Raw genomic sequence first — 14,091 nt, forward strand, 5'->3', positions numbered from 1 at the left:
AAGAAGGGGGCGCCCTCCAGGGGCGCGGGGAACTGCGCGGGCAACCACAACGCGACCGCACGACCGCACCCTGCATCGCGCCGCACGGGGCATCCCGTGATCAGCCCTCATGTGACCGAAGTCAAAGAATTGGCCCCCCGTGCGAGGGACCAGGCAGGGTAGAGGGGCACATGGACAAGCGCACAGGCACAGCGCAGCGCACAGGCATCAGTGAAGGAGCCCCATGAAGATCGGGATCGTCGGAGCCACGGGTCAGGTCGGCAGCGTGATGCGCGAGATTCTGGCCGAGCGGGAATTCCCGGTCGACGAGCTGCGGCTGTTCGCCTCGGCGCGTTCCGCCGGGCGGGCCCTGCCCTGGAAGGACGGCGAGGTGACCGTCGAGGACGCGGCCACCGCCGACTACTCCGGGCTGGACATCGTCCTGTTCTCCGCGGGCGGCGCGACCTCGAAGGCCCTCGCCGAGAAGGTCGCCGCCCAGGGCCCCGTCGTGATCGACAACTCCTCGGCCTGGCGGATGGACCCCGAGGTGCCGCTGGTCGTCTCCGAGGTGAACCCGGACGCGGCCCGCAACCGCCCCAAGGGCATCATCGCCAACCCGAACTGCACCACCATGGCCGCGATGCCGGTGCTGCGCCCGCTGCACGACGAGGCGGGGCTGACGGCCCTGGTCGTCGCCACCTACCAGGCGGTCTCCGGCAGCGGCCTCGCCGGCGTCGCCGAGCTGGACGGCCAGGTGCGCAAGGCCGTCGAGGGCGACGCGGCGCGGCTGGCCTTCGACGGGGACGCCGTCGACTTCCCGGAGCCGGACAAGTTCAAGCGCCCCATCGCCTTCAACGCGCTGCCGCTCGCGGGCTCGATCGTCGACGACGGGCTGGACGAGACGGACGAGGAGCAGAAGCTCCGCAACGAGAGCCGCAAGATCCTCGACATTCCCGGCCTCAAGGTCTCCGGCACCTGCGTGCGCGTGCCCGTCTTCACCGGCCACTCCCTCCAGGTCAACGCCCGCTTCGCGCGCCCGCTCAGCCCCGGGCGCGCCCGTGAGCTGCTCGGCTCGGCGCCGGGCGTGGAGCTGTCCGACATCCCGACCCCGCTCCAGGCGGCGGGCAAGGACGCGAGCTACGTCGGCCGTATCCGCGGCGACGAGACCGCGGAGAACGGCCTCGCGCTGTTCCTCTCCAACGACAACCTCCGCAAGGGCGCGGCGCTGAACGCCGTGCAGATCGCGGAGCTGGTCGCGGCCGAGAAGTGACCGCCGCTCCCTGAGCGGAGCGCGGCGCACACGGAACCCCCGGACGGTGTCCGGGGGTTCCGCTGTGTGGGGGGTTGTCGCTCGGTCCGCGCAGGACCGGCCGACCGGTCGGGTCAGCCGATCTGGGCGCCCAGGGCGTCCAGCGCGGTGGTCGCGGGCTGGAAGTAGGTCTCGCCGCCCGAGGAGCAGTCGCCGCTGCCGCCGGAGGTCACGCCGAGCGCCTTGTCCTCGGCGAAGAGCGAGCCGCCGCTGTCACCGGGCTCGGCGCAGACGTCGGTCTGGATCAGCCCGTCGACGGTGCCCTCCGGGTAGGAGACGGAGGCGTCGACGGCCTTGACCGTGCCGTCGTGGAGCTGCGTGGTGCTGCCGCTCCGCTGCACCTTCTGGCCGACCTCGGCCTCGGCCGCGCCCGAGATCTTCTGGGTGCTGCCGTTGTAGAGGTTGACCTCGCTCGGGTGCTCGGTCTCGCCGGAGTACATGGCGATGCCGTAGTCGGCGCCCGGGAACTTGCCGTCGCCGCTCTCGGCGATGGCCTCCCCGCCCTCCTTGTCCGACCAGCTCTTGATCGCGGTGGTGCAGTGGCCCGCCGTCAGGAAGCCGGCCTTGCCGTCCTTCGTGACGTTGAAGCCCAGCGAGCAGCGGCCGCCGTCGCCCCAGATCGCGTCGCCACCGGCGATCTTGGTGGTGAACTTGCCCGCGGTCTGCTTCAGTTCGGCCTTGCCGCCCTGGGCCTTGATCTGCTTCTTGAGCTGGGCGAGCTTCGCGCCCTTCACGGTCTTGTCGGCGGTGACGACGACCTTGTTGGTCTTCACGTCGACCGCGCGGGCGGTGCCCGTGACGTCCTTCTCGGTGAGGGCGTCCTTGACCGTGCCGAGCTGCGCCAGGGTGTGCTCGACGACCCGGGCCTTGGCGCCCGCCGCCTCGGCCTTGGCCTTGGCGTCGTCGTCGGTCACGTTCACGACGAGCTGCTTGGCCTTGGCGTCGTAGTACGCGCCCGCGTCGCCCTTGAGGTCCTTCTGGAGCGAGGTGGCCAGCTTGGAGGCCGAGGCGGACGACAGGCTCTTCGGAGTGGGGGAGTCCTCAGAGGCGTTGGCCGTGGTGATGGTGAGGGTTCCGGCGGCGAGGGCCGCGACGGCCGCACCCGCGATGGCGACGCGCCGCTTGGATATCTTGTGCTCTCTCAACTCTTTACCTCCTGTGGGGGGTTGGGCCCGGCAGAGGGTGGAAGACCGGTCCCGGAGGAAGTACGGACACACACTTCATTCCCAAGAAGAAGTCGCGTCCATGCCAACTCGTGGCGCCGAGTATTGCGAGAACGTCGGTTAACACACAACCCCCCAGATCGCGTCATCCGCCCCGGGACTCCCTCCCCGCCCCGCACGCCGCATCCGCAACTCCCCGCGCACGTCGTGCCGTCGCGCGTTCCCGGTCGGACACGCGGGGCGACGCCGTGTGCTCCCCACGTAAGGAGTACACCTGTCCGGATAACGTCCCTCCGGTACCGGAACACGGAACCGGCGCGGAAACCGGCGCGGAACCACGACACGGAACCCCCGGACGGTGTCCGGGGGTTCCGCGCGGTGGGGGGTTGACGTGCTGGGGAGCCTCGCGCCTCGCGGTTACGGGCGCCTCGCGGTTACGGGATGGACGCCCCGTAGGCCTCCAGGGCCGGGCCGACGGGCTGGAAGAAGGTCTGGCCGCCGGACGAGCAGTTGCCGCTGCCGCCCGAGGTGAGACCCAGCGCCTGGTCACCGGCGAAGAGTGCGCCGCCGCTGTCGCCGGGCTCGGCGCAGACGTTGGTCTGGATCGTGCCGCGGACGGTGCCCTCGGCGTAGTCGACGTCCACGTTCAGCGCCTCGACCGTGCCGTCGTGGACCTGGGTGGTGCTGCCGCTGCGCTGTACCTGCTGCCCGACCGTGGCCTCGCCGGCGCCCGTGATCTCCTGGGTGCTGCCGTTGTAGAGGTCGACCGCGCTCGGGTGGTCGGTGTCGGCGGTGTACATCGCCAGGCCGTGGTCGCTGCCCGGGAAGGTGCCGCCCTGGGTGGCCGCGATCTCGCCGCCGCCCTGCGATTCGGACCAGCTCTGGACGATGTTCGTGCAGTGACCGGCCGTCAGGAAGCCCGGCTGGCCGTTGACGGTGACGTTGAAGCCGAGGGAGCAGCGCGCCCCCGAGCCCCAGATGGCGTCGCCGCCCGCGATCTTGGTGCTGAACTCGCCCTTGACCTGCTTGAGCACGGCCTTGCCGTCCTGGGCCGCGACCTGCTTCTTGAGCTTGGCCAGCCTCTCGCCCTTGACCGTCGAGTCGGCGGTGACCAGGACCTTGTTGCTCCTGGTGTCCACGCCGCGCGAGGTGCCGACCGTGCGCTCCTCGCCCAGCGCGGCCTTGGCCTTCTTGAGCTGGCCCATCGAGTGGTCGACGAGTCTGGCCCTGGCGCCCGCCGCCTCGGCCTTGGCCTTGCCGTCCGCGTCCGTCACGTTCACGACGAGCTGCTTCGCCTTCGCGTCGTAGTACGCGCCCGCGTCGCCCTTGATGTCGCCCGTGAGCGTGGGGGCGAGCTCGGACGCCGCCTTGGCCGACAGGGTTCTGGCCGTGGGGGCCGTCTGGTCGGCGCTGGCGTTCGTGGCGAGGGTGAGCGTCCCGGCGGTGAGGGCGGCGATGCCCGTACCCGCGATCAGGACCCGCCGCTTGGATATGCCTCGGTGCTTACTCAACTCGGAACCTCCAGTGGGGGGTGGGGGACCGCCCGAGGGCAGTGGGCCCGGAGGAAGTACGACATGGGCCCCTTACCCGTGAGGAAGTCGCGTCCATGCCAACTTGTGACGCTGAGTATCGCGAGAACGCTTGTTAACCCACAAGGTGCAGTTCGCGTCATCCGCAAGGGACTTGGCGATCTCTTTACCGGATCACTCCCGGCCGTGCCCCCGCACGTCGGGTCCCCGCGCGCACACGGACAGCGACCCCACGCCCCCGGGACGTAGGGAATAGACCTGTCCGGTTATCGCCCCTCAGCCCTCGGATTCCGGCCGGGCGCGCGGCTCTTCCGCCGCCCGCTCCCCCGTCCTCAGCTCGCCGAGCACCTCTTCCGGCAGCTCGGCGGGCGCGGGCTTCCCGGGCTCCACGGCGGCGTCCGGCCCGCCCAGCTCGGCCTCCTCGTCGAACGCGGCGATCCTGTCGAGGTCGGCCTCCTCCTCGACGTCGAGGTCCAGGTCGATCTCGCCGTCGCGCGGCGCCTCCGCCGCACTGCCTGCCGTACGCCCGCGGGAGCCGCCCCCGCCGTCCTCCCGCGCGCCCTCCAGGAAGCGGAGCAGCTCGACGGGGAAGGGCAGCACCAGCGTGGAGTTCTTCTCCGTGGCGACCGAGGCCACGGTCTGGAGCAGCCGGAGCTGGAGCGCGGCGGGCGAGGCGGACATCCGCTCGGCGGCCTGCGCGAGCTTCTTCGAGGCCATCAGCTCCGCGTCGGCGTTGATCAGCCGGGCCCGCCGGTCGCGGTGCGCCTCGGCCTGGCGCGCCATCGAGCGCTTCATCGTCTCCGGCAGCGAGACGTCCTTGATCTCGACGCGGTCGACCGTGACGCCCCAGTCGACGGCCGGGCTGTCGATCATCAGCTCCAGGCCCTGGTTGAGCTTCTCCCGGTTGGAGAGGAGGTCGTCCAGCTCGCTCTTGCCGATGATGGAGCGCAGCGAGGTCTGCGCCATCTGCGCGACCGCGAAGCGGTAGTCCTCGACCCGCACGATCGCCTGGGCGGGGTCGACGACACGGAAATAGACCACGGCGTCCACCCGCACGGTGACGTTGTCCCGGGTGATGCCCTCCTGGGCGGGGACCGGCAGCGTCACGATCTGCATGTTGACCTTCTGGAGCCGCTCGACCGCCGGGACGATCATCGTGAAGCCGGGCTCCTTGACCGTCGACTTGAGGCGTCCCAGGCGGAAGACCAGACCCCGCTCGTACTGCCTGACCACGCGTGCCGCCGCCATCACGTACACGGCTCCCGCGGACAGCGCCGCTACCACCAGCTCCACGACCATGACGGCCTCCTGCCGACCCGGGAAACCCGGGCCATTCGGGAGATTCAGGTGAGTAATTCCACGGTAGCTCCGCACGGAGACCACAGTCGATACCCCGGCGGGGCCCTGCCAGGGCTCCGCCGGGGTACGGTGCGCGAGGAGCGGCGTACGGTCAGTAGACGCTGACGTTGTACGCGCGCAGGGCCTCGGTGACCGGCTGGAAGAAGGTCGTCCCGCCGGAGGAGCAGTTGCCGCTGCCGCCCGAGGTCAGGCCGAGCGCGGTGCCGCCCGAGTAGAGCGGTCCGCCGCTGTCGCCGGGCTCGGCGCAGACGGTGGTGCGGATCATGCCGTAGACGATGTCACCGCCGCCGTAGTTCACCGTGGCGTTCAGCGCGGTGACCCGGCCGCTGTGCGTGCCGGTGGTGCTGCCGCGCCGGGTGACGTTCTGGCCGACCGTGGGGTCGGCGGCACGCGTGATGTCCACGCTCCCGACGGTGCCGGGGTGCGAGACGCTGGAGCTGTAGCGCACGAGCCCGTAGTCGTTGCCGGGGAAGCTCGATCCGGCGGTGGGGCCGATGAGGGTGGTGCGCCCGGAGTTGGTGTACCAGTTGCCCGCGCCGTCGGTGCAGTGCCCGGCGGTCACGAAGTAGTACGTGCTGCCGCTGCGGACGTTGAACCCGGCGGAGCAGCGCCAGCTCGACGCGTAGATCGCGTCGCCGCCCGAGAGGTACCTCTTGAACGTGCCCTTGGTGCGCTCGATGTCCAGGGCGCCGGCGCTGCCACCCGCCGCGCGCTCGATCTTCGCCAGGTCGGCGTCCGAGACCCTGTTGTCGGCCGTGACGACGAGGCGGTCGGTCTTCTTGTCGATGTGCCATGCCGTACCCGCGACGTCGGCCTTCAGCACGGCCTCGGAGGCCGCGCGGAGCTGGCTCGCGGTGTAGGCGTGGGGGGACGGAGCTTCTGCGGACGCCGTCGCGGGCACCATCAGCGCCCCGGCGGCGGCCATTCCGGAGGCGACGGCGATCAGCCGCGCGCGTCTCCCTCGTAATCCACTACTGCGGGGGGTAGTGCGCTTGATCCTCACTTTTCCTCCCGATCAGGGAAATCAAAGCGTGCTCCTGACAAACGCTGCATGGAGTATTCGCAGTGAAATTCCGGACGCGCAAGTGCATCTTTCGGACGGATGCCGTCCCTTTCACGTCAGATCGGCCCCCCGGCGCATGCCCGGCCTCAGCCGTCGCTCAGGTTGCGCTCACGTTCCGCTCACGTTCCGCTCCCCCGCCGGTACGTCGAACGGCAGCCTGTTGCCCGGCGGCGGGAAGGGGCAGAGGAAGTTGTCCGTGAAGGCGCACGGCGGCAGCGTCGTCCTGTTGAAGTCGACGGTCACCGCGTTCCCCGCGCGGGGTGCCCCGGTGCGCAGGAAGCGGAACGGGTAGCTCGTCCTGCCGCTCGTGCCGTCGGCCAGCACCGCCCAGAGCCCGCCGCCCGCGACCACCGCGACCTGGAGCCTGTGCTCGCCACCGCCGGGTTCGGTGAAGATCAGGTGCCCGGCGAGCCCCAGCCCCCGCTCCCTCCCGTCCGCGTTCCCGACGAGGACGCTGCGCTCCCCCTCCTCGTACGCCCTGAAGGCCCCGGGGCGCACCCACGCGGGGTCGTACGGGAAGGCGTCGATGCCCTGGAAGGCGCGCCGGGAGGGGGCCTCGGGGTCGAACACCCGCACCACCCACTGCCCCTCACGCCGCATCAGGACCAGCCGCCGCGGCCCGTAGGAGACCCGGGAGGCGCCCGGGTCGCCCTCGTCGTCCTCACCCAGCCGGACCTCGCCCGCCAGCAACTCGTCGTCCACCGCCAGCCCGTCCGCGACACCGGCCTCCAGCAGGACCGATTCCCCGTCCGCCGACTCCGCCCAGCGGCCCGGGAGTCCGGCGATCGCGCCGTCCTCGGCCTCCGCGATCCAGCGTGTGCCGGTCACCGACAGCGGCCCGTACGGCGCCGCGACGGCGGCCGCGCGCTTCTCTCTCCAGCGCTCCCATTCCCGCCGCAGGTCCCCCGCGTCCGGCCCGTCGTTCGCTTCCGCGCGCTCAGTGCTCATGGTGATCAACTTACGGCGGGCCTCACCCGTCTGTCCGCCGGGGCCACCCGTCCGGACGGATGGGACAAAAGCGGACGATCTGTCACTCCGTCAGCTTTCCTACTGGACAAGAGCCCTGATCGAGCGCCATATGTTCTGCACCAGAACCGTCACGAATCACGGTCTGAACGGGTATCCGCTTGGCGCATCATCAGCATCATGGACGACCATAGGAGTTGCGGACGCTGACGAAACAGTGGGACCCCGCGCAGAGGAGAGGAGGCGTCCATGGGATCGGTGCGCAAGGCGAGTGCCTGGCTGGGCCTCGTCGACGACAGCGAGATGCGTTACTACGACGACTACGCAGACGGACCGACCGAGGGACCCGAGCCCGGAGACGCCGCGCGCGAGGAGTGGGTCACGGACCCCCGCGTGCAGGTGACGGCGGAGGCCGCGCAGGACCAGGGCACCAGAATCGCCACTGTCACCCCGGACGGTTTCCGGGACGCGCGCGGCATCGGCGAGCTGTTCCGCGACGGCGTACCCGTGATCGTCAACCTCACGGCGATGGAGTCCGCCGACGCCAAGCGCGTCGTCGACTTCGCCGCGGGGCTGACCTTCGGCCTCCGCGGTTCCATCGACCGGGTGGCGACGCGGGTCTTCCTGCTGACCCCTCCGGAGTACAAGATCGTGAGTGGTGAGGAGCGCCGCGCCACCGAGGGCGGCTTCTTCAACCAGAGCTGAGCCGGTGGGGAAGGGGGCGGCCCCCTTCCCCACCGGTTCGGCGCTCGGATGTGCCTAGCCCCTGAAGGCGTCCAGGCCGGTGAGGGCCTTGCCCAGGATGAGCTGGTGCATCTCGACGGTGCCCTCGTAGGTGAGCACCGATTCCAGGTTCGTCGCGTGCCGCATGACCGGGTATTCGAGCGAGATCCCGTTGGCCCCCAGCACCGTGCGGGCCGTGCGGCAGATCTCGATGGCCTCGCGCACGTTGTTCAGCTTGCCGAAGCTGATCTGCTCCGGCCGGACCGTCCCCGCGTCCACACGCAGGCCCAGATGGTGCGCGAGCAGGATGCCCTTGTGCAGCTCGACCGCCATGTCCGCGAGCTTCGCCTGCGTGAGCTGGAAACCGCCGAGCGGCTTGCCGAACTGCTCGCGCGAGGTCGCGTAGTCGAGCGCCGTCTCGAAGCACGTACGGGCCGCGCCCATCGCGCCCCACACGATCCCGTAGCGCGCGTGGCTCAGACAGCTCAGCGGGCCGCGCAGCCCCGAGACCTCCGGCAGCACGGCGTCCTCGGGCAGCCGGACCTCGTCCATCACGAGTTCACTCGTGACGGACGCCCGCAGTGACCACTTATGGGTGATCTCCGGCGCCGAGAAGCCCGGGCTGTCCGTCGGCACGACGAAGCCCCGGATGCCGTCGTCCGTACGGGCCCAGACGACCGCGACCCCGGCGACCGAACCGTTGGTGATCCACATCTTGCGGCCGGTCAGCACCCAGTCGGTGCCGTCGCGCTTCGCGTACGTCCGCATCCCGGCCGGGTCCGAGCCGTGGTCCGGCTCGGTCAGCCCGAAGCAGCCGATGACCTCGCCGGAGGCCATGCGGGGCAGCCACTCCCGCTTCTGCTCCTCGCTGCCGAAGCGGTGGATCGCGTACATGGCCAGGGAACCCTGCACCGAGACGAGGGAACGGATACCCGAGTCGGCGGCCTCCAGCTCCAGGCAGGCCAGCCCGTACTGGACGGCGCTGGCGCCCGCGCAGCCGTACCCCTTCAGGGACATGCCGAGGGCGCCGATCCCGCCCAGCTCGCGGGCCAGCTCCCGGATGCCGGGCAGCTCGCCCTTCTCGTACCAGTCGGCGATGTGCGGCAGCACGCGGTCGGCCGCCCAGGAGCGCAGGGTGTCGCGGACCGCGCGGTCCTCGTCGCTCAGCAGATCGTCGATCCCCAGGGGATCACGCGGGTCGAACGGGGTCTTAGGGCTCATGAGCCGACGCTACGTTCGAGTAACTCCCCTGAACAAGGGTGAGCGCCCCGCAGGGGCGCGGGGAACTGCGCGAGCAACCACGAAGCACCCGCACACGCGGGACGGGATCAGGGGGCTGTCACAGAAGGCGCATCCCGGCGGGCCCGCTCCTTCGAAGGAGCGCACTCCATACGCCCCGGCAACCGCAGTGCGGCAAGAGCGCCCAGGAGCAGCAGCCCGGCACTGACGTACAACGTCACATGCAGGCCGTCCACGAACGCGGAACGCGCGGCCTCACGAAGGGCCGAGCCCTGTGGCCCGCCGAGCCGCGCAGCGACCTCGTACGCCTCCCCCAGCGAGTGGGAGGCGTCGGCGCTCGCAGCGCCGGGTACGCCGTGGACACCGCGCACCCCCGGCCCGTACGCGGCGTTCATCACGCTGCCGAGCAGGGCGATGCCGATGCCGGCGCCGAGCTGGTAGGCCGTCTCGCCGACGGCGGCGGCGCCGCCGGACTGTTCGGGTGGCGCCTCGCTCAGCATCGACTCGTAACAGCCGAAGAGCGTGGTCTCCAGGCCGAAGCCGAGCAGGACGAAGCCGCCGACCAGCACGGCCGGCTTGTCCTCCTGGCCCACTCCGGTCAGACACAGGACGGCCAGCGCGGTGACGAGGAAGCCGAGCGCGACCATCGTGCGCGGCCCCAGCAGCCGCAGCATCCGGGAGCCCGCGAGCCCTGCCGCGATCGCGGCGACGGAGAGCGGCAGCAGCCGCAGCCCGGTCTCCAGCGGGGAGAGCCCGAGGACGAGCTGGAGGTACTGGGCCGCCATCAGCGCGAGCCCGACCAGCGCCAGCACGGTGAGCACAATGCAGCCGACGGAGGTGCCGAAGGCCGCGCGGGTGAGCGTGCCGAAGTCGATCAGTGGGTGCGGGCGCCTGCGCTGACGGCGTACGAACAGGGCGATCAGCGTGACGCCCACCGCGAGCGGCATCAGCGTGCCGGGCGAGAGCAGCTCGCCGCTGCCCGCGCGCTTGACGCCGAAGATGACGCCGCACAGCCCAGCGGCGGCCATCAGCGCGCCGAGCACGTCCCAGGGCCCGTTCCGGTCGCTGACGGACTCGGGCAGCAGCCAGCGGCCGACGGGGAGGCTCGCGGCCATCAGCGGGATGTTGATCAGGAAGACCGAGCCCCACCAGAAGTGCTCCAGCAGCAGCCCGCCGACCAGCGGGCCCACGGCGGCCCCGACGGCGGCGACGGCGCTCCAGATGCCGACGGCGAGGGCGCGCTCGCGGCGGTCGGGGAAGACCTGGCGGAGGATCGAGAGCGTCGCGGGCATGATCATCGCGCCGCCGACGCCGAGCAGGGCGCGGGCCGCGATGAGAACCTCGGGCGAGTGCGCGTAGGCCGCGAGGGCCGAGGCGACGGCGAAGAGCGCGTATCCGAACAGCAGCACGCGCCGTCGCCCGACACGGTCGCCGAGGGTGCCGAAGAGGATCAGCAGCGAGGCGCACACGAGCGGATAGGCGTCGACGATCCAGAGGAGCTGGATGGATCCCGGACGCAGGTCCTCCGAGACGGCGGGCACCGCGACGTGCAGCACGGTGGCGTCGATGGCCACCAGCAGCAGGCTGGCGCAGAGGACGACGAGCACGGTCCAGCGATTGGCACTGCCCGCCGTGTGCGGGCCCGCTCTGTGTGCGGGGACGTCCGCCGCCTCTCGCGCTCCGGCCGTGGTCGTCCCGGACATCTACGCACCTCCTCTTGCTCTCGCACCCGCTGGGGCCATGGGGGGAAATGCCGCGGGGGGACCGTGGCGGCATACGGGCCCGGTACAGACGAGGGGCGAGTGGCCGTTAGCGTACGCGAGTCGGCGGAGTGCTCGCCGTGCCCCCGCCCGTCCGGGCAGCCTGACAGACGACCCATAATCTCCGCCGTGACCGATCTCTCCGCCCCGCCTTCCCTCCGCTCCTCTGCCCGACAACGGGCACGTGACACATGTGTGCGAGCGGCGCCCGCGCTGCTGGCGTACGCGGGGGTGAGGCTGCTGGGTGTGCTGGTGCTGGCGGCCTGGGCGGCGGCCTCGGGCAAGAGCGCGCACCAGTTGCTCTCCGCGCGCTGGGATTCGCTGTGGTACACGCGGGTCGCCGAGGGCTGGTACGGCTACACGGCGCGGCTGCCCGACGGCGGCACCCACTCCGACCTGGCCTTCTTCCCGCTGCTGCCCGCGCTGGAGCGGGGCCTGTCGGAGATCTCTCCGCTCTCCCCCGCCGACGCGGGGCTGCTGGTGAGCGGGATCTCGTCGCTCGCCGCCGCCTGGGCGCTCTTCCTGATCGGCGATCGGCTGTACGGGCGACGCGCGGGGATCTGCCTCGCGGTGGTCTGGGCGGCGCTGCCGGTCGGGATCGTGCAGTCGATGGCGTACAGCGAGTCGCTGTTCACCGCGCTGGCCGCCTGGTCGCTGTGGGCGGTGCTGGACCGGCGCTGGGTGACGGCGGGGGCGCTGGCCGCGTGCGCGGGGCTGACCCGGCCGGTGGGCGCCGCCGTGGTGGCGGCGGTCTGGCTGGCGGCGCTGGTGCCCTGCTGGCGGGAGCGGCGCCGCCCGGAGGGCCGCATGGTCCTCGGGCTGCTGCTCGCGCCGCTCGGCTGGTTCGCGTACTTCGCGTGGGTGGGGGTGCGCGAGGGGAGCGTGACCGGCTATCTCGACGTGCAGGGCGAGTGGGGCAACGGCTTCGACGGGGGCTGGGCGTTCCTCGGGTTCATCGGCGAGCACCTCGCGGGGAACGTGGCGGCCGGGCTCGGGCTGATCGCCGGGGTCGCGCTGGTGATCTGGCTGTACGTGCTGTGCCTGCGGCAGCGCCAGCCGCTGCCGCTGCTGGTCTACGCGGGGATCGTGCTGGTCCTCGCACTGTGCGCGAAGGGCTACTTCGGCTCGAAACCGCGGCTGATGATGCCCGCCTTCCCGCTGCTGCTGCCCGCGGCGGCCGCGCTGGCGAGGCTGCGCCCGGTGCGGGCGGGGCTGGCGCTGGGCGCGCTGGCGCTGGTTTCGGCCGTGTACGGCGCGTGGTGGCTGCACGGATCGGGGCCGCCGTAAGCGCGGGGCGGGGCTCCGCGTTAATGGCGGAATAGCGAAGCCCGGTCGGCTCCCGAGTGAAGTGTCTTCGTCACGCTCTTCGTCCGGACTTCACGACTGTCGCACCGGAAAGCGACCGCTCCGAATCAGCCGGTATAAACGGCGCCTAAGTCCGGAGCGTCGGCTATTGCACATCACATCGGCATCACGAAGACGCCGCCCTTGGCGGAAGCACTCTTCACTCGCGGTAATCTCGATTGAGTGCGTACCGACCGAATCTTCTCCCGGCTGGAGCAGGAGCCGCACAGGCCCTCCGCTCCGCCCCCGCGGATGAGCCGTGTCCGGCTGGGTCTGTTCAGCGCGACCTCCGTCTTCTACGTGGCGATCGTGGTCGCCGTGCTGGGCACGACGTGGCTCGTCCAGCTCGACTGGCAGGTCATGCTCTTCCGCCCGTACAAGCAGTGGCCGGAGTGGCACGGCGCGCTCGACGCGTTCGTCGTGATGGGGCAGCGCGCCCCGACGGCGGTGCTGGTCGCCTCCTGGCTGGGCTGGCGCTCCTGGCGGCAGCGGACGCTGCGTCCGCTGCTGGCGCTGGGCGTCTCGCTGCTGCTGCTGAACGTCACGGTCGGCGCCGTCAAGATCGGCCTGGGCCGCCTCGGCCCGCACTACGCGACGTCGGTCGGCTCCGCCGAGCTGTACGCGGGCGGGGATATATTCCCTTCGGGCCACACCGCCAACGCCGTCGTGACCTGGGGCATTCTCGCCTATCTCGCCACGACCCCGCGCGCCCGCCGGGTGCTGTCCGTGGTCGCGGGCGTCCTCACCCTCGGAGTCGGTGCCACCACCGTCTATCTCGGTACGCACTGGGTGAGCGACGTGCTGCTCGGCTGGGCCGCGGGGCTGCTGATCCTGCTGGGGCTGCCGTGGTGCGAGCCCGCCATCGCCCGCGCCGAGGCCCTGATCTTCGCGCTCCGCGAGCGGTTCGCGGCCGTGGGCCCGCCGCTCGCGCCCTCGCCCGCCTCGCGTCCCGTCCCCGCGCGCAAGCCCCTCGTCAAGCCGCGGGCGCTCCCCTCCCACCAGGAGCAGGCGAGCGAGAAGAGGACCCCCGACGCGGTCGCGTCGCGCTACTGACGACGGGACGGGCGGCACGACGGCCACCGGCGCCGGGGGCTCCGCGACCCGCGGGCGTCAGCCCTGGAAGGGCTGTCAGCGCTGTCAGCCCTTCCAGCAGCGCACCACCTCGCCGTCCTTCACGGCGAGGTTGAGGCGTCCCACCAGGAACTCCATCGTGATGATCGCGTCCGGCGCGAGCTGCCGCACGGTGGTCCAGCCGCGCTCGTACGCGCGCTGTTCGGCGTCCCCGGCGGGCAGTCCCACGTAGCTCTCGGTGTCGTCGGACGGGGACTGGGGAGTAGTGGATTCCGGTGCCATGACAGCAACCGTAGGCCCTGGGTCATACAGCCGGAAGTCCCGCCCGGTCGGCAGCCGAGTCACGCTTCTGTCACAACGCGCGTCACTCGTACGTGCCTTCTCCTCACGCGTATTAACCGGGATCCCGCATTTAAGATTCCGAATGTTCATGGAATTCGCGGGCACAAGAAGAAGTCCGCCTTAAGCAGATCCGAAATCCCGGCGAAGAGCGCCTTAACCCGCGGCAATTCGGCCACGCCGGCGGGATGCCGGAAGTTCTTCCGCACACACCCTCGCGCCCGCCCGCCCCCTGCCGCATCATGGC

The 14,091-nt window shown here is 71.2% G+C and carries 12 protein-coding genes; 4 read left to right on the forward strand and 8 right to left on the reverse strand.

Going from position 1 to position 14,091, the window contains the following annotated elements; genetic code table 11:
- Positions 1-223: 223 nt before the first annotated feature.
- Positions 224-1,249, forward strand: a complete 1,026-nt coding sequence (locus tag ABD343_RS19475) for an aspartate-semialdehyde dehydrogenase (protein ID WP_344529856.1) — start codon at positions 224-226, stop codon at positions 1,247-1,249.
- 113 nt (positions 1,250-1,362) lie between these two features.
- Here the strand turns inward: ABD343_RS19475 and ABD343_RS19480 are convergent, their stop codons facing one another.
- The 5 genes from ABD343_RS19480 to ABD343_RS19500 form a co-directional block, all read right to left on the reverse strand.
- On the reverse strand, positions 1,363-2,433 hold the full coding sequence (locus ABD343_RS19480; RefSeq protein WP_344529858.1) for a S1 family peptidase: 1,071 nt from the start codon (positions 2,431-2,433) through the stop codon (positions 1,363-1,365).
- 452 nt (positions 2,434-2,885) lie between these two features.
- Complete coding sequence (locus ABD343_RS19485; protein ID WP_425578220.1) at positions 2,886-3,962, reverse strand: S1 family peptidase; 1,077 nt, start codon at positions 3,960-3,962, stop codon at positions 2,886-2,888.
- A 294-nt stretch (positions 3,963-4,256) separates the two neighbouring features.
- Positions 4,257-5,279, reverse strand: coding sequence for a slipin family protein (locus tag ABD343_RS19490; RefSeq protein WP_344529860.1), 1,023 nt, complete (start codon positions 5,277-5,279; stop codon positions 4,257-4,259).
- Between the two features lie 151 nt (positions 5,280-5,430).
- Positions 5,431-6,342 (reverse strand): S1 family peptidase, encoded by a 912-nt coding sequence (locus ABD343_RS19495; RefSeq protein WP_344529862.1) that lies wholly within the window; start codon positions 6,340-6,342, stop codon positions 5,431-5,433.
- Positions 6,343-6,510: 168 nt separating this feature from the next.
- Positions 6,511-7,350, reverse strand: a complete 840-nt coding sequence (locus ABD343_RS19500; RefSeq protein ID WP_344529864.1) for a DUF1684 domain-containing protein — start codon at positions 7,348-7,350, stop codon at positions 6,511-6,513.
- A gap of 267 nt (positions 7,351-7,617) precedes the next feature.
- Between ABD343_RS19500 and ABD343_RS19505 the strand changes: the two genes are divergently transcribed.
- Positions 7,618-8,073 carry a cell division protein SepF gene (locus ABD343_RS19505; RefSeq protein ID WP_344529866.1) on the forward strand — a complete coding sequence of 152 codons (456 nt, stop codon included), beginning with the start codon at positions 7,618-7,620 and terminating at the stop codon, positions 8,071-8,073.
- Between the two features lie 54 nt (positions 8,074-8,127).
- On the opposite strand, the gene ABD343_RS19510 is transcribed toward ABD343_RS19505, so the two are convergent.
- On the reverse strand, positions 8,128-9,312 hold the full coding sequence (locus tag ABD343_RS19510) for an acyl-CoA dehydrogenase family protein (RefSeq protein ID WP_344529868.1): 1,185 nt from the start codon (positions 9,310-9,312) through the stop codon (positions 8,128-8,130).
- A 107-nt stretch (positions 9,313-9,419) separates the two neighbouring features.
- Entirely contained in the window at positions 9,420-11,033 is a 1,614-nt protein-coding gene (locus tag ABD343_RS19515) for an MFS transporter (RefSeq protein WP_344529870.1), read from the reverse strand.
- Between the two features lie 186 nt (positions 11,034-11,219).
- On the opposite strand from ABD343_RS19515, the gene ABD343_RS19520 reads away from it, so the two are divergent.
- A complete protein-coding gene (locus tag ABD343_RS19520) occupies positions 11,220-12,377 on the forward strand; it encodes a hypothetical protein (protein ID WP_425578221.1) in 1,158 nt (385 codons plus the stop codon).
- A gap of 240 nt (positions 12,378-12,617) precedes the next feature.
- Positions 12,618-13,487, forward strand: a complete 870-nt coding sequence (locus ABD343_RS19525; RefSeq protein ID WP_344529874.1) for a phosphatase PAP2 family protein — start codon at positions 12,618-12,620, stop codon at positions 13,485-13,487.
- Between the two features lie 84 nt (positions 13,488-13,571).
- On the opposite strand, the gene ABD343_RS19530 is transcribed toward ABD343_RS19525, so the two are convergent.
- Positions 13,572-13,787, reverse strand: a complete 216-nt coding sequence (locus ABD343_RS19530) for an I78 family peptidase inhibitor (RefSeq protein WP_344529876.1) — start codon at positions 13,785-13,787, stop codon at positions 13,572-13,574.
- Positions 13,788-14,091 lie beyond the last annotated feature (304 nt).

Origin of the sequence: Streptomyces albiaxialis (assembly GCF_039530985.1) — a bacterium.
In the GTDB taxonomy this organism is placed as follows: Bacteria; Actinomycetota; Actinomycetes; order Streptomycetales; family Streptomycetaceae; genus Streptomyces; species Streptomyces albiaxialis.

Coding starts and splice junctions, on each gene's coding strand:
- ABD343_RS19475 (WP_344529856.1), top strand. CDS start 224: ATGAAGATCGGGATCGTCGGAGCCACGGGTCAGGTCGGCAGCGTGATG.
- ABD343_RS19490 (WP_344529860.1), bottom strand. CDS start 5,279: ATGGTCGTGGAGCTGGTGGTAGCGGCGCTGTCCGCGGGAGCCGTGTAC.
- ABD343_RS19500 (WP_344529864.1), bottom strand. CDS start 7,350: ATGAGCACTGAGCGCGCGGAAGCGAACGACGGGCCGGACGCGGGGGAC.
- ABD343_RS19505 (WP_344529866.1), top strand. CDS start 7,618: ATGGGATCGGTGCGCAAGGCGAGTGCCTGGCTGGGCCTCGTCGACGAC.
- ABD343_RS19510 (WP_344529868.1), bottom strand. CDS start 9,312: ATGAGCCCTAAGACCCCGTTCGACCCGCGTGATCCCCTGGGGATCGAC.
- ABD343_RS19515 (WP_344529870.1), bottom strand. CDS start 11,033: ATGTCCGGGACGACCACGGCCGGAGCGCGAGAGGCGGCGGACGTCCCC.
- ABD343_RS19530 (WP_344529876.1), bottom strand. CDS start 13,787: ATGGCACCGGAATCCACTACTCCCCAGTCCCCGTCCGACGACACCGAG.